Here is an 18,913-nt window from a genome sequence, read left to right on the forward strand (position 1 = left end):
AGCGCGTGGCTCCACCCGTCGACCTCGGCTCACTCGAGCCGGGCACGCACCTCTGCGCGTTCCACCGCGACGACGACCAGCTGGCCCGGATAGCCAGCACGTTCGTCGGACACGGGCTCAGCGCCGGCGACCAGCTGCTGTACGTCGCGACCGACACCCAGGCCGAGGCCCTGCTCGCCGGCCTCGACTCCCACGTGGACACGAGCCACGTCCTCGCGTCCGGACAGCTCCTGGTCCGCACCTTCGCCGACGCCTACGGGACCAGCCGCCCCGACGACCTCTCCACCATCGCCGACGGATTCCGGACGGCCGCTGCGCAGTCGCGCAAGGACGGCTTCGCCGGCCTGCGGGTAGCCGCACAGATGGACGAGCTCGCCCCGTTCCTGGGCTCGGTCGAGGAGGTCGCCCGCTGGGAGCGGATGTCGACGGCCCTGCAGCACGAGCTCGGTGTCACCTCGGTGTGCCTCTACGGCGCCGCGCGGCTCGACGAAACCCAGGTGTAGATGCTGACCGATGCACACGCGGGTCCTGCTCCCGAGCATGCCGAGCCGCCGCGCGCCAGCTTCCTCGCGGTCGACGAGCCCGCCGGCCTCCGGATCAGCGGTGAGGTCGACATCTCCAACAGGCACCTGCTGCGCCGGGCGCTCCTGGCGCGTGCGGAGCTGACACCTCGGCTCCACCTCGACCTCCGCGGGCTGTCCTTCGCCGACGTCGGCTCGCTCTCCCAGCTGCGCGCGGTCGCGGCTGCGCTGCCCGAGGACGGGTGCCCTCTTCTACGACGGCGAGCGCGACTACGCCGACTCCGTCAGCAGCTTCCTCCGCGACGGCATCGAGCAGGGTCAAGGCACCCTCCTCATCGCACCCCCGCGACAGGTCGACCTGGTGCGCACCGCGCTGGGTGCCGACGCCGACCGGGTCATCTACGTCGACGAGGCCGAGGTCTACGCCCCGCAGTGGAACGCCTACCGGGTGCAGCTCGACTTCATCTCCCGGCAGCAGGGCAACCGCGCGCGTCGTCTCGGAGCAGAACCTGAGGGACCGGGTCCCGGCCGAGCTCGTCGACTACCGCCGCATCGAGGCCGCGATCAACGTGCTGTTCGCGGACACCCCGGTCGACGTGCTGTGTCCCTACGACGCCACGCTCCCGGCGGACCTTCTCGAGATCGGGCACGACACCCACGACGCGACGCTGGGCACCGGTCCGGTCGCCCACAGCCTGTGGGCCGAGGACCCGATGGGGCTGCTCACCGAGCTGGCGAAGGTCGAGGCGCCGCCCCGCGGTGCCACCACGCTCGACTGCTCGTCACCCTCCGAGGTCGCGCACGCCCGCCGCCTGGTGCACGCGCGCGGCGCGGCGGCCGGGCTCGGACCCGAGCTCGTCGACGACGTCGCGCTGGCGGTCACCGAGGTGCTGACCAACGCCCTGCGCCACGGCCGGCCGCCGGCCCGGCTGCACGTGTACGACGACGGCCCGACGTGGGTCTGCCACGTGCACGGCAGCGGCCGCGGGCTGGCCGACCCGCTCGCGGGCATGCTGCCGCCCTCGGAGCCCGCGGACCACGGCTACGGGCTGTGGCTGGCCCGGCAGCTCTGCACGGCGGTCGACGTCGGCACGGATGCGACCGGGACCCACGTGCGGCTGCACGTGAAGCGGCCCGCTTGATCGTTGGTCGAGTAGCGAGCGCCAGCGAGCGTATCGACCTTGGTGCAGATTCGTTGTCTCCCAGCTCCGCTGGGAGACAACGGCACCTAAAAGATAATGTCGCCGGACTTGCGGCGGGTGCGCAGCAGGGTGAGGGCCTCGTCGAGGATGTCCTCGGCCTCCTTGTCGGAGCGCCGCTCCTTCACGTAGGCCAGGTGCGTCTTGTAGGGCTCGATCTTCGGCGCCGGGGGCGGGTTGTCCGAGTCCAGGCTCGCCGGCAGACCGCACTTGGGGCAGTCCCACGAGTCGGGGACCTGCGCCTCGGTCGAGAACGTCACGACCGAACGGTGCTCACGGGCGCAGAAGTACGTCACGGTCTGGCGCGGTGCGGCCTCGCCGCGCTCCGCCTCGCCCATGGGGCCAGCCCCGACCCGACTTCCGCGAATCGCGTTTCCTCCACCAGCCACCGGTGTAATCCCTTTCGAGTCTCCGAGACGTCAGAACAAGTGAGTCAGCAAGCGAGCCTGTGCGGGCTCAGTAGGCGAGCAGGAGCCCCAGTGCCACGACACAGGCGAACCAGATGACGCCGATGCCGATCGTCAGGCGGTCGAGGTTCCGCTCCGCGACGGACGAGCCGCCGAGAGAGCTGGAGACGCCGCCACCGAACATGTCGGACATACCGCCTCCGCGACCCTTGTGCAGCAGGACGAGGAGGATCATCAGGGCGCTGGAGATCATGAGCACGATGGTGAAGAGAAGTTCCACAGTCGCAGAGCCTACGTCAGGTCGGGCGCGATCAGAGGACCGGCATGTCGTAGAAGCGGCAGATGCCGCCGAACTCGTCGGTCTGGAGGCTCGCCCCGCCGACCAGGCAGCCGTCGACGTCGGTCTGGACCATGATCCCGCCGACGTTCGAGGCCTTGACCGAGCCGCCGTACAGCACCCGGACGCCGTCGGCGGCACCGTCGCCGTGGACCTCGCGGATCCGGGCCCGGATCGCCGCGCAGACCTCCTGGGCGTCCTCGGGAGTGGCGACCTCGCCGGTCCCGATCGCCCACACCGGCTCGTAGGCGACGACCAGCCCGGCGACCTGCTCGGCCGAGAAGCCCTCGAGCGAGCCGTCCACCTGCGCGAGGCAGTGCGGGACGTGCTCGCCGGCCTGACGGACGTCGAGGCCCTCGCCCACGCACACGATCGGCACCATCCCCGCGGCCAGCGCCTTGTGGGCCTTGGCGTTGACGACCGCGTCCGACTCGGCGTGGTACTGCCGCCGCTCGCTGTGGCCCACCACGACGTACGAGCAGCCGAGCTTGGCCAGCATCGCCGCCGAGATCTCACCGGTGTAGGCGCCCGAGTCGTGGGTGGAGACGTCCTGGGCGCCGTACCTGATCTGCAGGCGGTCACCGTCGACGAGCGTCTGCACCGACCGCAGGTCGGTGAACGGCGGCACCACGACGACCTCGGCACGGCTGTAGTCGTGCTTCTTGTCGGCCAGCGTGACCGCCAGCTTCTGCACCAGGACGATGGCCTCCTGGTGGTTGAGGTTCATCTTCCAGTTCCCCGCCATCAGCGGGGTGCGCTTCGCTGCCATCAGTCCTCCAGGACCTGGATGCCGGGCAGCGTCTTGCCCTCGAGGTACTCGAGGCTGGCGCCACCACCGGTGGAGATGTGTCCGAACGCGGCCTCGTCGAAGCCGAGCGTGCGTACGGCGGCCGCGGAGTCGCCGCCGCCGACCACCGAGAGGCCGTCGACCTTCGTCAGCGCCTCCGCGACGGCACGCGTGCCTGCCGCGAACGCGTCGACCTCGAAGACGCCCATCGGCCCGTTCCAGAAGACCGTGCGGGCGTCGGCCAGCGCGGCCGCGAAGGCGGTGCCGGACTCGGGGCCGATGTCGAGGCCGAGGGCGTCCGCCGGGATCTCACCGGCGGGGACGACCCGGGGCTCGGGCTCGCGGTCCCCCGACGGGAACGCCGTGTCGACCACGATGTCGGTCGGGAGCAGGATCTCCACCCCGGTCTGCTGCGCCCGCTCCAGGTAGGCGCGGCAGACGTCGAGCTGGTCGTCCTCGAGCAGGCTCTTGCCGACCTCGTGACCCTGGGCCTTGAGGAAGGTGAAGACCATGCCGCCGCCGATCAGCAGCTTGTCCGCCTTGCCCAACAGGTTGTCGATGACGCCGAGCTTGTCGGAGACCTTCGAGCCGCCGAGCACCACGACGTACGGGCGCTCGGGCTCCTCGGTGAGCCGGCGCAGCACGCCGATCTCGGTGCTGACGAGCTGGCCCATGGCGTGTGGCAGCCGCTGAGCGACGTCGTAGACCGAGGCCTGCTTGCGGTGCACGACGCCGAAGCCGTCGGAGACGAAGGCGTCGGCGAGCGCGGCGAGCTGGTCGGCGAACTCGGCCCGCTCGGCGTCGTCCTTGCTGGTCTCGCCCGGGTTGAAGCGGACGTTCTCCAGCACGGCCACCTGGCCGTCGGCGAGGCCGGCGACCGTGGCCTGCGCGCTCTCCCCCACCGTGTCCGTCGCGAAGGCGACGTCCTGGCCGAGCAGCTCGCCGAGGCGGGCCGCGACGGGACGCAGAGAGTACCGGTCCTCCGGAGCCCCCTTCGGCCGCCCGAGGTGGGCGGTGACGACCACCCGGGCGCCGGCCTCGGCCAGCTCCCGGATGGTCGGCACGCTCGCGCGGATGCGACCGTCGTCGGTGATCGTCGTCCCGTCGAGCGGGACGTTGAGGTCCGAGCGGACCAGGACACGCTTGCCGCTGACGTCGCCCAGCGAGGAGTACGAACCCACGGTCAGAGGGTCTCGCCGACGTACGCGATCAGGTCCGCGAGGCGGTTGGAGTAGCCCCACTCGTTGTCGTACCAGCCGAGCACCTTGACCTGGTTGCCGATCACCTTGGTGAGCGGCGCGTCGAAGATGCAGGACGCCGGGTCGGTGACGATGTCGGTCGAGACCAGCGGGTCGGTCGAGTAGCGCAGGAACTTGCCGTCGGCCGCGGCCTTGACGATCTCGTTGACCTCGTCGACCGACGTCTCGCGCGACGCCTCGAAGGTGAGGTCGGTGGCCGAGCCGGTCGGGACCGGGACGCGCATGGCGTAGCCGTCGAGCTTGCCCTTGAGCTCCGGGAGCACCAGGCCGATCGCCTTCGCGGCGCCGGTCGAGGTGGGGACCATGTTGAGGGCGGCGGCGCGGGCGCGGCGCGGGTCCTTGTGGATGTTGTCCTGGAGGTTCTGGTCCGCGGTGTAGGCGTGGATGGTCGTCATCAGGCCCTTGTTGATGCCCAGGCCGTCGTGCAGCGCCTTGGCCATCGGGGCCAGGCAGTTGGTCGTGCACGAGGCGTTGGAGATGACGGTGTGCGCGGCCGCGTCGTACGTGTCGTGGTTGACGCCCATCACGATGGTGACGTCCTCGTTGGAGGCCGGCGCGGAGATGATGACCTTCTTGGCGCCGCCGTTGTCGACGTGCGCGCGGGCCTTGGTGGCGTCGGTGAAGAAGCCGGTCGACTCGACGACGACGTCGACGCCGTGGTCGCCCCACTTGATGGCGGCGGGGTCACGCTCGGCGAACGCCGTGATGACCTGGTCGCCGACCGTGATCTGGCCGTCGGCGGCGCTGACGTCCGCGTCCAGGCGACCCAGGATCGAGTCGAACTTCAGGAGCGGCGCGAGGGACGAGGTGGCCGTCAGGTCGTTGACGGCGACGATCTCGATGTCCAGGCCGGAGGCCCGGACGGCGCGGAAGAAGTTGCGGCCGATCCGGCCGAACCCGTTGATACCTACCCGAACAGTCATGCAGATGCCTCCTGTGAATGGGGGCCTTTGGTGACCCCGTGGGCGAGCTGTGGCCTTTGGTGACCGACATCGACCCTATCGGGTGCGGAACCCGGATCGGACGGGGCGGCCGACGTACGGACCGGTAACCGCGAGGCGGTCGGACGCGAGCCGGGTCAGCCCTCGTCCGCCAGCATCTCCGGCGTCAGGGACGCCTCGGTGTCGGGGATCCCGAGCTCCTCGGCGCGCTTGTCGGCCATGGCCAGCAGCCGTCGGATCCGGCCGGCGATCGCGTCCTTGGTCAGCACCGGGTCGTGCAGTTGGCCGAGCTCCTCGAGGGAGGCCTGCTTGTGCTCGAGCCGGAGCTGCCCGGCTAGCTTGAGGTGGTCGGGGACGTCCTCGCCGAGGATCTCCATCGCGCGGTCGACACGAGCGCCGGCGGCGACCGCGGCCCGGGCGGAGCGGCGCAGGTTGGCGTCGTCGAAGTTCGCGAGCCGGTTGGCGGTCGCACGCACCTCGCGGCGCATCCGGCGCTCCTCCCAGGCCATCAGCGACTCGTGGGCGCCGAGGCGGGTGAGCAGCTGCCCGATCGCGTCGCCGTCGCGGATCACGACGCGGTCGACGCCGCGCACCTCGCGGGCCTTGGCGTGGATGCCGAGGCGCCGGGCGACGCCGACCAGCGCGAGGGCGGCCTCGGGGCCGGGGCAGGTGACCTCGAGGGCGGAGGACCGTCCGGGCTCGGTCAGCGAGCCGTGGGCCAGGAACGCGCCACGCCAGGCCGCCACCGCGTCGCACCCGCCACCCGACACCACGGCCGGCGGGAGACCGCGAACGGGGCGGCCTCGCTGGTCGAGCAGTCCGGTCTGGCGGGCGAGCGCCTCACCGTCGCGGACGACGCGCACGATGTAGCGGCTGCCCTTGCGGATGCCGTTGCCCTGCACCATCACGACGTCGGACTGGTGACCGTAGACCTCGGCGATGTTGGTGCGCAGCCGCCGGGCCGCGGCGCCGGTGTCGAACTCCGCCTCGACGACGATCCGACCGCTGACGATGTGCAGGCCGCCCGCGAACCGGAGCATCGAGGCGACCTCGGCCTTGCGGCAGCAGGTCTTGGTGACCGGGGTGCTCGACAGCTCTGCTTTCACCTGTGCCGTCATCGCCATGGCCCGATCCTGCCACGCGAGTCAACGACCCTCGACACGAGGCGGCAGGTCAACGACCGGTCATGATCGCGGTGTACGCCGCAGCCAGTCGCTGCGGGTCGTGGTGGGAGCTCCCGTCGTGGACGGCGACGTCGGCCAGGTGCAGCGCCGCGCCGTACGACGCGACCGCGGCGTGCAGGTCACCGGCGTCGTCGCCGACGCTCTCGAGGTCGGCGAGCACGGTGTGGATCCGGAGGTCGGGAGCGTGCTCGACGAGGGCCGCCAGGTGGTCGATCGGACCGAAACCGTCGGTCTCGCCGGCCTCGTCGACGAGGTTGAGCACGACGACCACCCGGGCATCGGTGCGCACCAGCGCGTCACGGAGCTGCGGCACCATCAGGTGCGGCATCACCGAGGTGAACCACGAGCCCGGACCGAGCACGACCCAGTCGGCGGCGCCCACCGCGGCGAGCGTCTCGGGGCACGGCTCCGGGTCGGACGGCTCGAGGGCGATCGAGACGATCTCCCCCGCGGTCGTCGCGACCTCGACCTGGCCCCGGATCGTCGTGGTGGCCGCCGGGTCGGCGGTGTCGAGGCCGCGCACGTGCGCCGCGATGTCGAGCGGGGTGAGGGCCATCGGCAGCACCCGGCCGGTGGTGCCGAGCAGGCGGCCGACCCAGTCCAGGGCGGCCACCGGGTCGCCCAGCTGCTCCCAGAGCCCGACGATGAGCAGGTTGCCGATCACGTGGCCGTTCATCTCGCCGTGCCCGGCGAACCGGTGCTGGAGCACCCGCGCCCAGGTGTCACCCCACTGGTGGTCGCCGCACAGCGCGGCCAGCGCCATCCGCAGGTCACCGGGCGGCAGCACGCCGAACTCGTCGCGGAGCCGGCCCGAGGACCCGCCGTTGTCGGCGATGGTCACCACGGCGGTCAGGTCGTCGATCACCAGGTCGGCGACCAGCAGCCGCAGCGCGTGCAGGGAGGCCGAGAGCCCGTGGCCGCCACCGAAGGCGACGACGGACTGCGCCCGATCACTCGCAGACATCACTCGCGCCGTCACTCCCGACCGAGGTCGCGGTGCGTCGCGCGCGCCTCGAAGCCGGTGGCGCCGAGGCGCCGGACGATCTCCTCGGTCATGGCCACGCTGCGGTGCTTGCCCCCGGTGCACCCGATCGCGACGGTCATGAACCGCTTGCCCTCGCGCAGGTAGCCGGCCGCCACGCCCTCGAGCACCGGCACGTAGCCGTCGAGGAACTCGGCGGCACCCGGCTGGGACATGACGTAGTCGGACACCTCGACGTCCTTGCCCGTGCCGTTGCGCAGCTCCGGGATCCAGAACGGGTTGGGCAGGAAGCGCATGTCGGCGACGAAGTCGGCGTCGACCGGGATGCCGTACTTGAACCCGAAGCTGGTGACGGTCACCTTGAGCCGCCTGGTGTCCGGCGTGCCGAACGCGTCGGCGATCCGGTCGGTGAGCTGGTGCACGTTGAGTGCCGTGGTGTCGATGACCAGGTCGGCGTCGCTGCGCAGCTCGGCCAGCACCTCGCGCTCGCGGTGCAGGCCGTCGAGCAGGCGCCCCGTCCCCTGGAGCGGGTGCGGACGGCGCGCGGCCTCCTGGCGGCGTACGAGCACGTCGTCGGTGGCCTCGAGGAAGACGAGCGTCGCGTGCCGGCCGGTGCCGCGCTGGGCGAGGTTGGCCTGGAGCGTCTCGAAGAACGAGCCGGAGCGGACGTCGACCACGACCGCCACCGGCTGCTGGATGCCGCGGCTCTCGTCGACGAGGCGCACCACGTCGCGCAGCAGGCTCGGCGGCATGTTGTCGACCACGTAGTAGCCCAGGTCCTCGAGCTCCTTGGCCGCGGTGCTGCGGCCGGCGCCGGTCATGCCGGTGACGACGACGAGCTCGCCGTGCTGCTCGTGGCCGTGCGGGTCGGCAGCGGTCATCGCCTAGCCCTCCTCGATCTCGCCGGTCGCGGTGTTGACGCTGACGCCAGTCTTGCGGCTCGCCCGGTCGACTGCATCCTTGATCGACGAAGCGGTGCGCGGCCCGATCCCCGGCACCTGCGCGATCGCGTCGACCTCCGCCTCCCGGAGCTTCTTCAGCGACCCGAAGTGCTTGAGCAGGGTCTTGCGGCGCACCTCCCCGAGCCCGGGGACGTCATCGAGCACGCTCTCCACCATCGACTTCGAACGACGCGAGCGGTGGTGGGTGATCGCGAAGCGGTGCGCCTCGTCGCGGATCCGCTGGAGCAGGTAGAGGCCCTCGCTGGAGCGGGCCAGGATCACCGGGTCCTCCTGCTCGGGCAGCCACACCTCCTCGAGCCGCTTGGCGAGGCCGCACACGGGGATGTCGACGATGCCCAGCTCGGAGAGCGCCCGTTGGGCGGCCGCGACCTGCGGCGCTCCGCCGTCGACCACGACGAGGCCCGGGGCATAGGCGAACTTGCGCGGCCTGCCGGTCTCCGGGTCGACGAGCATCGGGCCGTTGTCGGTCAGCTTCTCCGTGCTCGTCGCCTGCTCGTCGAGGAGCCGGCGGAAGCGGCGCGTGATGACCTCGTGCATGGCCTTCACGTCGTCGGAGCCATCCTGACCCCTGATGACGAAGCGGCGGTACTCGCCCTTGCGCGCCAGGCCGTCCTCGAAGACGACCATCGACGCGACGATCTCGGACCCCTGGAGGTGGGAGATGTCGTAGCACTCGATCCGCAGCGGCACCTCGTCGAGGCCGAGCGACTCCTGGATCTCCTCCAGGGCCCGGTTGCGGGTCGTCAGGTCGCTCGCCCGCTTGGTCTTGTGGAGGACCAGCGCCTGGGACGCGTTCTGCGCGACCGTCTCCTGGAGGGCGCGCTTGTCGCCGCGCTGGGGCACGCGGATCGCGACCTTGGAGCCGCGCAGGTCGCTCAGCAGGGTCTCGTACGTCGCGGCGTCCGGCGGCAGCGCCGGCACCAGGATCTCGCGCGGGATCTCGTCGGCGGTGGCTCCGGCGTACAGCTGGAGCAGGAAGTCGTCGACCAGCTTGTCGGTGCCGCCCTCGTCGACGCGGTCGGCGACCCAGCCGCGCTGCCCGCGGATCCGACCTCCGCGCACGTAGAAGATCTGCACCGCGACCTCGAGGGGGTCCTCGGCGAACGCGATCACGTCGGCGTCGGTGCCGTCGCCGAGCACGACCGCCTGCTTCTCGAGTGCCTTGTGCAGGGCGCCGAGGTCGTCACGCAGCCGGGCCGCCTTCTCGAAGTCGAGCGCGTCCGAGGCGGCGTACATCTCCTTCTCGACGCGCCTCACGAACGCCGTGGTCTGGCCGCCCATGAAGTCGCAGAAGTCGTCGACGATCTCGCGGTGCTCCGCCGCGCTGACGTTGCCGACGCACGGGGCGGCGCACTTGTCGATGTAGCCGAGGAGGCACGGCCGGCCGATCTGGCTGGAGCGCTTGAAGACCCCGTTGCTGCACGAGCGCATCGGGAACACCCGCAGCAGCAGGTCGACGGTCTCGCGGATCGCCCAGGCGTGACCGTAGGGCCCGAAGTAGCGGGTGCCCTTGCGCTTCGCACCACGGCCGACCATGACCCGCGGGAACTCCTCGCCGACCGTCACCGCCAGCCACGGGTAGGACTTGTCGTCGCGGTACTTCACGTTGAAGCGCGGGTCGAACTCCTTGATCCAGGAGTACTCCAGCTGCAGCGCCTCGACCTCGGTCTTCACCGTCGTCCACTCGACGCTCGCGGCGGTGGTCACCATCGTGGCGGTGCGCGGGTGCAGGTTGCCGACGTCCTGGAAGTACGACGACAGCCGCGGGCGCAGGCTCTTCGCCTTGCCGACGTAGATGACCCTGCCCTTCGGGTCCCGGAACCGGTAGACGCCCGGGAGCGTCGGGATCGACCCGGGTTCGGGGCGGTAGGACGCAGGCGATCGCACGTCGCAACCCTACGGTCCGGCACCGACAACTTCTTTGTCGCGTGGCTTACTCTACTTACATGCGATGTCGCGACCGGTACGGGTACGAGCTCACCTCCTCCCCCGAGGCAGCCCGCAGCTACCAGCGCGGCGTCGAGGACCTGCTGCGCCTGCGGAGCGGGGCCGAGCGCGCCGTCGCGGCCGCCATCACGCTCGACCCGACCTTCGCCCTGGGTCACGCGACCCTGGCGCTGCTCGGCCACGAGATGTGCGCGGCCGTCGACGTGCGCGCCCGCATCGACGACGCCGTCGCCCTCGCACCGCGCGCGACCGAGCGCGAACGCAGCCACGTGCACGCCGTCGCGGCACACCTGGAGGGCGACTCGCGACCGCTCGTCGCCCACCTCAAGGCCCACCCCCGCGACGCGGTGCTGCTCTCCACCGCGGTCCCGACGATCGCGTTCGCAGGCGTCACCGAGGTGCCGGCAGAGGCATGGGAGATCGTGGAACGCGCGGCCCCGGCGTACGGCGACGACTGGTGGTTCACCGGGCTGCTCGCGTTCGTCCGCCAGGAGCAGGGACGCTTCGACGAGGCGATGGACCTCTCCTGCCGCTCGCTGCGGGTCGAGCCCACCGCCGGCCACTCCGCGCACGCCCGGGCGCACGCGCACTACGAGACCGGAGACCACGACGCCGGCCTGGCCTGGATGGACGACTGGGTGCTCGGCGACGGCGCGGACACCGACAGCCTCAGCCACTTCTCGTGGCACGCGGCCCTGCACGAGCTCTCGCTCGGCGACCTGGACGCCGTACGCCGTCGCTACGAGACCCAGCTCCGGCCGGGAGGTGCGCTCGGCTGCCGCGCACTGGTCGACACCGGCTCGCTGCTCTTCCGGTGGGCATTGACGCCGGGTGCCCACGACGTCCCCGACCTGAACGCCGTCCGGACCGCCACCCCGGACGCGACGCTCAGCCGGCCGGCCACGCCGTTCCTCGCGATGCACACCGCGGTCCTCCACCTGGCGCTCGACGACGCGGCCGCGCTCGGTGACCTCGAGGCGTGGGCGTCGGCCCACCAGCACCCGACGCAGCGCGAGGTCGTGGCGCCGCTGGCACGCGCCCTGCACGTGATGGCGAACGGCCGGTGCGACGCCGCCGCCGACCAGCTCGCGGCCCTGAGCACCCGCACCTGGCGGCTGGGCGGCTCCGACGCGCAGCGCGAGATCGTCGAGGAGGCACGGATCTCGGCGCTGCTGCGCTGCGGCCGGCTCGACGAGGCCCGGGTCCTGCTGGATGCCCGGCTCGACCGCCGCGAGTCGCCCCGCGACCGGCAGTGGCGCCGGGCCACCGTCCCGACGGCGGCGCGCGTCAGCTGAGCGTCAGGCCGTCGAGATCGTGTCGCCGGCGACCTTGATCGTGACCTCCGACAGCCCGGAGGTCGCGGGCCCGTTGACGACCGAGCCGTCGGAGTCGGAGAACTTGCTGCCGTGGCAGAGGCAGTCGATGGTGCCGTCGGTGACCTGGGAGACCAGGCAGGACTGGTGGGTGCAGACGGCGGAGAACGCCTTGAAGTCGCCCTCGGTCGGCTGGGTGACGACGATCTTCTGGTCGGCGAAGACCTTGCCGCCGCCGACCGGTACCTCCGAGGTCGCGCCGAGCTCCTCACCGGCGGCTGGGGCCTCGGTCGCGGTGTCACCGGAGTCGCTGCCGGCACAGGCGGCGAGCAGCGGTGCCCCGACGCCCAGGGCGGCGGCTCCGGTCAACGTCTTGCGGCGGGTGATCCCGTCGGTGCTCACAGTGATCCTCTCGGCAGGCCGTCGTTGAAGTTTCACCCTAGCCAGCGAGACCGGCTGGGGCTGTGACCTGGCGATGAGAGTTCTGTGAGAACTAGCTGGCCTTCCGCTTCGCCGGCGCCTTCTTGGCCACGGTCTTCTTCGCCGGTGCCTTCTTTGCCGGTGCCTTCTTGGCCGGCGCCTTCGCGGCCGGCGCCTTCGTGGCGGCCACCCGCCGGGTGGGCTGCTTGGCCTCGCGACCCTCGAGCAGCGGGGCGAGGAACTGTCCCGTGTAGCTCTCGGGGGTCGCGGCCACCGCCTCGGGCGTGCCCTCGGCGACCACGGTGCCACCGCGCGAGCCACCCTCGGGCCCCATGTCGACCAGCCAGTCGGCGGTCTTGATGACGTCGAGGTTGTGCTCGATCACCAGCACCGTGTTGCCCTGGTCGACCAGGCGGCCGAGCACCAGCAGCAGCTTGCGGATGTCCTCGAAGTGCAGGCCGGTCGTGGGCTCGTCGAGCACGTAGACCGTGCGACCGGTCGAGCGCTTCTGGAGCTCCGAGGAGAGCTTGACCCGCTGCGCCTCACCACCGGACAGCGTGGTCGCCGGCTGACCCAGGCGCACGTAGCCGAGGCCCACCTCGACCAGTGTCTTCATGTGCCGGGCGATGGCGGGCACCGCGGCGAAGAAGTCGGCGGCCTCCTCGATCGGCATGTCGAGGACCTCGGCGATGGTCTTGCCCTTGTAGTGCACCTCGAGCGTCTCGCGGTTGTAGCGCGCGCCGTGGCACACCTCGCACGGGACGTAGACGTCCGGCAGGAAGTTCATCTCGATCTTGATCGTGCCGTCGCCGGCGCACGCCTCGCAGCGACCACCCTTGACGTTGAACGAGAACCGGCCCTGGAGGTAGCCGCGCATCTTCGCCTCGGGCGTCGAGGCGAAGAGCTTGCGGATGTGGTCGAAGACGCCCGTGTACGTCGCCGGGTTGGAGCGCGGCGTGCGCCCGATCGGCGACTGGTCGACGTGGATCACCTTGTCGACGTGCTCGAGCCCGGTGATCTTCTGGTGCCGGCCGGGCACGGCACGGGCGTTGTAGATCTGCTTGGCCAGCGACGTGTAGAGGATGTCGTTGACCAGCGTCGACTTGCCGGACCCGGACACGCCGGTGACCGCCACGAACAGCCCGAGCGGGAACGCGACGTCGACGTTCTGCAGGTTGTGCTCGCGGGCGCCGTGCACGGTGAGCTCGCGGCCCTTCGTGCGCGGCCGGCGTACGGCGGGCACCGGGATCTCGCGGCGTCCGGAGAGGTACTGACCGGTCATCGAGTCCGGGTGGGTGAGCAGGTCGGCGACGCTGCCGCTGTGCACGACCTGGCCGCCGTGCTCGCCGGCGCCCGGGCCGATGTCGACGACCCAGTCGGCCACCCGGATCGTGTCCTCGTCGTGCTCGACGACGATCAGGGTGTTGCCCAGGTCCTTGAGCCGGACCAGCGTCTCGATGAGGCGGTGGTTGTCGCGCTGGTGCAGGCCGATGGACGGCTCGTCCAGGACGTAGAGGACGCCGACGAGGCCGGCGCCGATCTGGGTGGCGAGCCGGATCCGCTGCGCCTCGCCGCCCGACAGGGAGCCGGAGGGCCGGTTGAGGGAGAGGTAGTCGAGGCCGACGTCGAGCAGGAAGTTGAGGCGCTCCTGGATCTCCTTGAGCACCCGCTCGCCGATCTGCCGCTCGCGGGCGGTCAGGTCGAGGGTGCGCAGGTAGTCGGCGGTCTCGTTGATCGGCATCGCGCAGACCTCGGCGATGTTCTTGCCGCCGTCCTGGAGCGAGCCGCCGAGGGTCACCGACATCGACACCGGCTTGAGCCGGCTGCCGCCGCAGGCCGGGCACGGGACCTCGCGCATGAAGCCCTCGAACCGCTCGCGGCTCGTGTCGGACTCGGCCTCCCGGTGCCGGCGCTCGATGTAGGGCCGGACGCCCTCGAACTCGGCGTAGTAGGCGCGCTGGCGGCCGTAGCGGTTGCGGGTGACGACGTGCACCTTGGTCGAGTGACCGTCGAGGACCGACTTCTGCTGCTTGGCGGTGAGGTCCTGCCACGGGGTGTTGAGATCGAAGCCGAGCTCCTCGCCCAGCGCGCCCATCAGCCGCAGGAAGTAGTCGGCGACGTGCGCCTGGCTCCACGGCTGGATCGCGCCCTCTCCCAGCGTCGCGGTCGCGTCGGGGACGACCAGCTCGGGGTCGACCTCCATCCGGGTGCCGAGACCCGAGCACTGCGGGCACGCACCGAAGGGCGAGTTGAAGGAGAAGGACCGCGGCTCGAGCTCGTCGGTGTCGATCGGGTGCTCGTTGGGGCAGGCCATCTTCTCGCTGAAGCGCAGCTCGCGACCGGGGTCCTTGGCATCGAGGTCGACGAAGTCGAAGAGCACCAGGCCGCCGGCGAGCTGGAGCGCCGTCTCGACGGAGTCGGTGAGCCGTCGCTTCGACGAGTCCTTGACCGCCAGCCGGTCGACGACGACCTCGATGGTGTGCTTCTTCTGCTTGTCCAGCTTGGGCGGCTCGTCGAGCGCGTAGGTCTCGCCGTTGACCCGGGCTCGCGAGAAGCCCTGCGTCTGGAGCTGCTTGAACAGCTCGACGTACTCGCCCTTGCGGCCACGGATGACCGGGGCGAGCACCTGGAACCGGCGGCCGTCCTCCAGGGAGAGGATCTTGTCGACGATCTGCTGCGGCGTCTGCCGCTCGATCGGGGCGCCGCAGGTCGGGCAGTGCGGGCGGCCGGCGCGCGCGTAGAGCAGCCGGAGGTAGTCGTAGACCTCGGTGATCGTGCCGACGGTCGAGCGCGGGTTCTTCGACGTCGACTTCTGGTCGATCGAGACGGCCGGCGACAGGCCCTCGATGAAGTCGACGTCGGGCTTGTCCATCTGGCCCAGGAACTGGCGCGCGTACGCCGAGAGCGACTCGACGTAGCGCCGCTGCCCCTCGGCGAAGATCGTGTCGAACGCCAGCGACGACTTGCCCGAGCCGGAGAGGCCCGTGAACACGATCAGGGAGTCGCGGGGAAGATCGATCGACACGTCCTTCAGGTTGTGCTCGCGAGCTCCTCGGATGATGAGCTGATCGATCACTGACTTCCCCTCGTCTTCGAACACGTGTTCGCTATCCTAACCGGCACAGGCAAGGCACAACCACCCGTGACGCGCCCGTGTTCCCACGATCTCACGCGGCACCGACAGTCCTCCGCGGCCCGGTCGTCGGGCAGGATGGGGCCATGCCCGACCCCCAGCGCCAGGCCATCGTCGAGGAGCTCCTCCCGGAGGCCACCCGCCAGCTGATCAGGACCGCCGACGCCCTCGATGACGAGGAGTACGCCGCACCGAGCGGGCTCCCCGGCTGGTCCCGCGGGCACGTGCTCGCGCACCTCGCCCTGAACGCCGAGGGCCTGGCCGGGGCGCTCCGCGGGATCCTCGAGGGCACCCGGACGACCATGTACGCCTCCCCGGAGGCCCGCGACGGCGACATCGAGGAGCTCGCGGCCGCGGGCCCGACCGAGATCCGCACCCGGCTGCTCGACGCCACGACCGACCTGGCCGACACGCTCGACGCGCTGCCGGACGACCAGTGGGACACGACCTTCGACCGCACCCCTGGCGGCCGGACGAACGCCGCGGGCGACGTACCGCGGATGCGGCTCCAGGAGGTCGAGATCCACCACGCGGACCTCGCGTCCGACTACTCGTACGCCGGCTGGACACCCGCGTTCGCGACGCTCCTGCTCGACGGGATGCAGCCGCGCGACGAGACCGCCGACGCCTTCCAGGTCCGCGCGAGCGACCTGGGCCGCACCTGGGCCTTCGGCGACGGCGGCCCGACCGTCACCGGCACGGGAGCCGCGCTCGGCTGGTGGCTGACCGGCCGGGGCACCGGCGAGGGACTGACCAGCGACAGCGGCGCCCTGCCGCAGATCGGAGCATGGTGACCATGACGTACACCGGCGAGGTGAGCCCCGGCGGCGACGCGGACGTCCGCGAGCTGTCCGGCCTGACCATCACGAAGGTCGCGGTCGACGAGAAGATGTCGAACAACTGCTACCTCCTGCGCTGCCACGACACCGGCGAGCAGGTGCTGATCGACGCAGCCGCCTCCCCCGAGGTGCTGCTGCCGCTGATCGGCGACGCCGGGCTGACCTCCGTCGTGACGACCCACCAGCACTGGGACCACCACCGCGCGCTCGCCGACGTGGTCGCCGCGACCGGCGCCGACGTCCTGGTCGGCGCACCGGACGCCGCCGCGGTCACCGAGCAGACCGACGTACCCGTCACCCGCGAGCTCGCCCACGGCGACACGGTCCCCGTCGGCACCTGCACGCTCGAGGTGATCGCGATCGCCGGCCACACGCCCGGCTCGGTGGCGCTGGTCTACCGCGACCCGTCCGGGAGCCCGCACCTCTTCACCGGGGACAGCCTCTTCCCGGGCGGCGTCGGCAACACGTTCGGCGACAAGGCGGCCTTCGCCCAGCTCATCGACGAGGTCGAGGCCAAGGTCTTCGGCACGCTCCCCGACGACACCTGGTTCTACCCCGGCCACGGCAACGACTCCACGCTCGGCGCCGAGCGAGCGTCCTTGCCGGAGTGGCGCTCGCGAGGCTGGTGACGACCCACTCACTGGCCGTACGAGAACCTCAGGTCGGCGAAGATCAGATAGCTCATCCGTCGGCGACTAGGTTCAACCACCGCCGCGCCCCCGGCGCCCAGGGATCGGTGAGCGAACCGCAGACGAGACGGGCCTGGCGGCCCTCCTCAACCACCGGGTCAGGCGACCTGCGGCCAGCCACCCTCGGTGCGCGGCGCCTGGTCGACGGGCGGGGCGGCGGTGCGGGTGACGGGGAGGCCCGGGTTGTAGATGGGCGGCAGGTGGCTGAACTGGCTCAGGTCGACGTCGGCGATGACCGGCGTCTCGGGCGTCTCCCACTCGGCGAGGTCGAACTGGAGCTCGTCGGCGTGCGGCACGGCGTCCAGGTCGAGGAACTCGGCGATCGGCATCGCGCCGGGGCCGGTCTCGTTGTTGAGGTCGGCGAAGACCATCATCGCAGCCCAGTCGGGGGCGGTGCCGGCGTCGAGGTGCCGGCGCAGGCGGCGCTCGGCGACGTCGGCGTCGATCGCGAGCACCAGCTTGTCGGCGCCGAAGCGGTCGACCCAGACCCACATCGTGCGGGCGGTGATGCCGCGCTCGGCGGCAGTGCCGAGGACCCGGGCGATCGTCGCCTCGGGGAGCGGGTGGGCGGCGAGGGCGCGCTCCACGTCCAGCTTGGTCACCCGGTCGGGGCAGGCGCGGAGCTGCGCGTCGCGGCGCTCCAGGTCGCGCGGCCGCACCGTCTCGGTGTGAGGACGGGTAGGGAGAGCCGTGATCGCCCACACCGCGGCGATCACACCGATCAAGCACAGTCCGAGATACATGGCGATTCCTCAAGTGGTCAGTGAGTGTCCGTTGCTGCCAGAACTTCCCTGAGGAGGTCAGCCTTACGCCTCGACGTACCAAAAGATCTGGGTGACTAGACCAGAAATTCTTGCAGGAAACCTGAGGTTCCCGAGCCCCGCTCGGTCAGTGGTAGGTGACCTTGACCGTGTCGGTCACCGGGACCGACTGGCAGCCCAGCCGGATCCCCTCCTCGAGGTCGTCCTCGTCGAGGACGTCGTTGTGCAGCATCTTGACCTCGCCCTCGAGCAGCCGGATGGCACAGGCCGAGCACTCCCCCTCGCGGCACGAGTACGGCGCCTTGACGCCCTTCGCCTCCAGGTGGTCGAGCAGCTTGGTGCCGGGCGCCCAGTCGTCGAAGGAGTAGTTCTCGCCGTCGAGCTCGACCTCGAGCCGCACGGGTCCCTCGGGGCCGGGGTCGGTGGGCTCGGCCTCGGTCACGTCGTCGGGGTCGCTCTCCGCGTCCTCGATCTCGTGCTCCGCGACCTCCTTGTCGTGCAGGTCGCCGAACGGGTTGCCGCCGAGGGAGATGAACTTCTCCTGGTGCCGCCGCTCGCGCGGGAACTCCAGCTCCTTGAGCGCCGCGATCGTCAGCTTCATGAACGGCGCCGGCCCGCAGACGAACGCGTCGTACGAGAGGTACGCCGAGGCGAAGGCGCGCATCTGCTCCTCGCTGGGCAGGCCCTGGACGGACTCCAGCCAGTGCACGACCTGGAGCCGGTCCGGGTGCGCGGCCGCGAGCTCGGTCAGCTCGCGGGCGAAGATCACCGACGACTCGTCACGGTTGGCGTAGAACAGCACGATCCGCCCGGTGCCCTGCTCCAGCGCCGTCCGGGTGATCGAGATGACCGGCGTGATGCCGCTGCCGCCGGCGAAGAGCAGCAGGTCGGCGCTCAGCGACGCCGGGGTGAAGATGCCGCTCGGGGGCAGCACGTGCATCGTGTCGCCCTCGCGGAGGTTGTCGCAGACCCAGTTGGACGCGTAGCCCTCCGCGGTCCGCTTCACGGTGATCGTGAGCGGCCCTCCGCCGACCGGGCTGCTGGACAGGGAGTAGCAGCGCGCCGCGACGCCGGTCCGGTCGCTCGGCACGGCCAGGGTCAGGAACTGTCCCGGTTTGTAGGCGAACTGCTCCTCGGCACCCGCGGGGACCTCGAAGGAGATGGAGTGCGCGTCGGCGGTCTCCTCGACCACGTCCACGACCTTCAGCTCGAAGGCGTCGTCCGACATGGGT

The 18,913-nt window shown here is 71.1% G+C and carries 18 protein-coding genes and 2 pseudogenes; 7 read left to right on the top strand and 13 right to left on the bottom strand.

What is annotated here, in order from left to right; genetic code table 11:
• The first annotated feature begins 5 nt into the window (after positions 1–5).
• The 4 genes and pseudogenes from ACFPYL_RS13900 (at position 6) to ACFPYL_RS13915 (ending at position 1,663) form a co-directional block, all read left to right on the top strand.
• A complete protein-coding gene (locus tag ACFPYL_RS13900) occupies positions 6–503 on the top strand; it encodes an MEDS domain-containing protein (protein WP_379155094.1) in 498 nt (165 codons plus the stop codon).
• Positions 504–773, top strand: a pseudogene (locus ACFPYL_RS13905) (STAS domain-containing protein); the annotation flags it as partial. It lies immediately after the preceding gene.
• Positions 745–930, top strand: a pseudogene (locus tag ACFPYL_RS13910) (MEDS domain-containing protein); the annotation flags it as partial. The pseudogenes ACFPYL_RS13905 and ACFPYL_RS13910, both read left to right, overlap by 29 nt.
• A 160-nt stretch (positions 931–1,090) precedes the next feature.
• Positions 1,091–1,663: an ATP-binding protein gene (locus ACFPYL_RS13915; protein ID WP_379155097.1), complete on the top strand. Its 573-nt coding sequence runs from the start codon at positions 1,091–1,093 to the stop codon at positions 1,661–1,663.
• Positions 1,664–1,749: 86 nt separating this feature from the next.
• Here the strand turns inward: ACFPYL_RS13915 and ACFPYL_RS13920 are convergent, their stop codons facing one another.
• From ACFPYL_RS13920 to uvrC, 9 genes are all read right to left on the bottom strand, one after another.
• Positions 1,750–2,109 (bottom strand): RNA polymerase-binding protein RbpA, encoded by a 360-nt coding sequence (locus tag ACFPYL_RS13920; RefSeq protein WP_379155099.1) that lies wholly within the window; start codon positions 2,107–2,109, stop codon positions 1,750–1,752.
• A gap of 67 nt (positions 2,110–2,176) precedes the next feature.
• Entirely contained in the window at positions 2,177–2,407 is a 231-nt protein-coding gene (secG, locus tag ACFPYL_RS13925; protein ID WP_379155102.1) for a preprotein translocase subunit SecG, read from the bottom strand.
• A 31-nt stretch (positions 2,408–2,438) separates the two neighbouring features.
• Positions 2,439–3,233: a triose-phosphate isomerase gene (tpiA, locus tag ACFPYL_RS13930; protein ID WP_379155105.1), complete on the bottom strand. Its 795-nt coding sequence runs from the start codon at positions 3,231–3,233 to the stop codon at positions 2,439–2,441.
• Positions 3,233–4,432 (bottom strand): phosphoglycerate kinase, encoded by a 1,200-nt coding sequence (locus tag ACFPYL_RS13935; protein WP_379155108.1) that lies wholly within the window; start codon positions 4,430–4,432, stop codon positions 3,233–3,235. Before ACFPYL_RS13935 ends, tpiA begins: the two co-directional genes overlap by 1 nt.
• A 2-nt stretch (positions 4,433–4,434) precedes the next feature.
• A complete protein-coding gene (gene gap / locus ACFPYL_RS13940) occupies positions 4,435–5,433 on the bottom strand; it encodes a type I glyceraldehyde-3-phosphate dehydrogenase (RefSeq protein ID WP_379155111.1) in 999 nt (332 codons plus the stop codon).
• Positions 5,434–5,588: 155 nt separating this feature from the next.
• Entirely contained in the window at positions 5,589–6,575 is a 987-nt protein-coding gene (gene whiA, locus ACFPYL_RS13945; RefSeq protein WP_379155114.1) for a DNA-binding protein WhiA, read from the bottom strand.
• 49 nt (positions 6,576–6,624) lie between these two features.
• A complete protein-coding gene (locus ACFPYL_RS13950; RefSeq protein ID WP_379155117.1) occupies positions 6,625–7,599 on the bottom strand; it encodes a gluconeogenesis factor YvcK family protein in 975 nt (324 codons plus the stop codon).
• Positions 7,600–7,610: 11 nt separating this feature from the next.
• Positions 7,611–8,498: an RNase adapter RapZ gene (gene rapZ / locus ACFPYL_RS13955; protein WP_379155119.1), complete on the bottom strand. Its 888-nt coding sequence runs from the start codon at positions 8,496–8,498 to the stop codon at positions 7,611–7,613.
• A gap of 3 nt (positions 8,499–8,501) precedes the next feature.
• A complete protein-coding gene (gene uvrC / locus ACFPYL_RS13960) occupies positions 8,502–10,466 on the bottom strand; it encodes an excinuclease ABC subunit UvrC (protein ID WP_379155122.1) in 1,965 nt (654 codons plus the stop codon).
• A gap of 59 nt (positions 10,467–10,525) precedes the next feature.
• Between uvrC and ACFPYL_RS13965 the strand changes: the two genes are divergently transcribed.
• The gene (locus ACFPYL_RS13965; RefSeq protein WP_379155125.1) at positions 10,526–11,821 is read left to right on the top strand and encodes a pyridine nucleotide-disulfide oxidoreductase; all 1,296 of its coding nucleotides are present in this window, start codon (positions 10,526–10,528) and stop codon (positions 11,819–11,821) included.
• A gap of 3 nt (positions 11,822–11,824) precedes the next feature.
• Here ACFPYL_RS13965 and ACFPYL_RS13970 read toward each other — a convergent pair whose 3' ends face one another.
• Both ACFPYL_RS13970 and uvrA read right to left on the bottom strand, forming a co-directional pair.
• Positions 11,825–12,241, bottom strand: a complete 417-nt coding sequence (locus tag ACFPYL_RS13970) for a Rieske (2Fe-2S) protein (protein ID WP_379155127.1) — start codon at positions 12,239–12,241, stop codon at positions 11,825–11,827.
• Positions 12,242–12,332: 91 nt separating this feature from the next.
• On the bottom strand, positions 12,333–15,335 hold the full coding sequence (gene uvrA / locus ACFPYL_RS13975; RefSeq protein ID WP_379155130.1) for an excinuclease ABC subunit UvrA: 3,003 nt from the start codon (positions 15,333–15,335) through the stop codon (positions 12,333–12,335).
• Positions 15,336–15,478: 143 nt separating this feature from the next.
• Between uvrA and ACFPYL_RS13980 the strand changes: the two genes are divergently transcribed.
• Entirely contained in the window at positions 15,479–16,186 is a 708-nt protein-coding gene (locus tag ACFPYL_RS13980; protein ID WP_379155133.1) for a maleylpyruvate isomerase N-terminal domain-containing protein, read from the top strand.
• A gap of 2 nt (positions 16,187–16,188) precedes the next feature.
• Positions 16,189–16,860 (top strand): MBL fold metallo-hydrolase, encoded by a 672-nt coding sequence (locus ACFPYL_RS13985; protein WP_379155136.1) that lies wholly within the window; start codon positions 16,189–16,191, stop codon positions 16,858–16,860.
• Between the two features lie 158 nt (positions 16,861–17,018).
• On the opposite strand, the gene ACFPYL_RS13990 is transcribed toward ACFPYL_RS13985, so the two are convergent.
• Together ACFPYL_RS13990 and ACFPYL_RS13995 are read right to left on the bottom strand one after the other, a co-directional pair.
• The gene (locus tag ACFPYL_RS13990; RefSeq protein ID WP_379155139.1) at positions 17,019–17,663 is read right to left on the bottom strand and encodes a hypothetical protein; all 645 of its coding nucleotides are present in this window, start codon (positions 17,661–17,663) and stop codon (positions 17,019–17,021) included.
• A gap of 145 nt (positions 17,664–17,808) precedes the next feature.
• Positions 17,809–18,909, bottom strand: coding sequence for a 2Fe-2S iron-sulfur cluster-binding protein (locus ACFPYL_RS13995; protein ID WP_379155142.1), 1,101 nt, complete (start codon positions 18,907–18,909; stop codon positions 17,809–17,811).
• Between the last annotated feature and the right edge of the window lie 4 nt (positions 18,910–18,913).

This window comes from Nocardioides hankookensis (genome assembly GCF_042658885.1).
Taxonomy (GTDB): domain Bacteria; phylum Actinomycetota; class Actinomycetes; order Propionibacteriales; family Nocardioidaceae; genus Nocardioides; species Nocardioides hankookensis.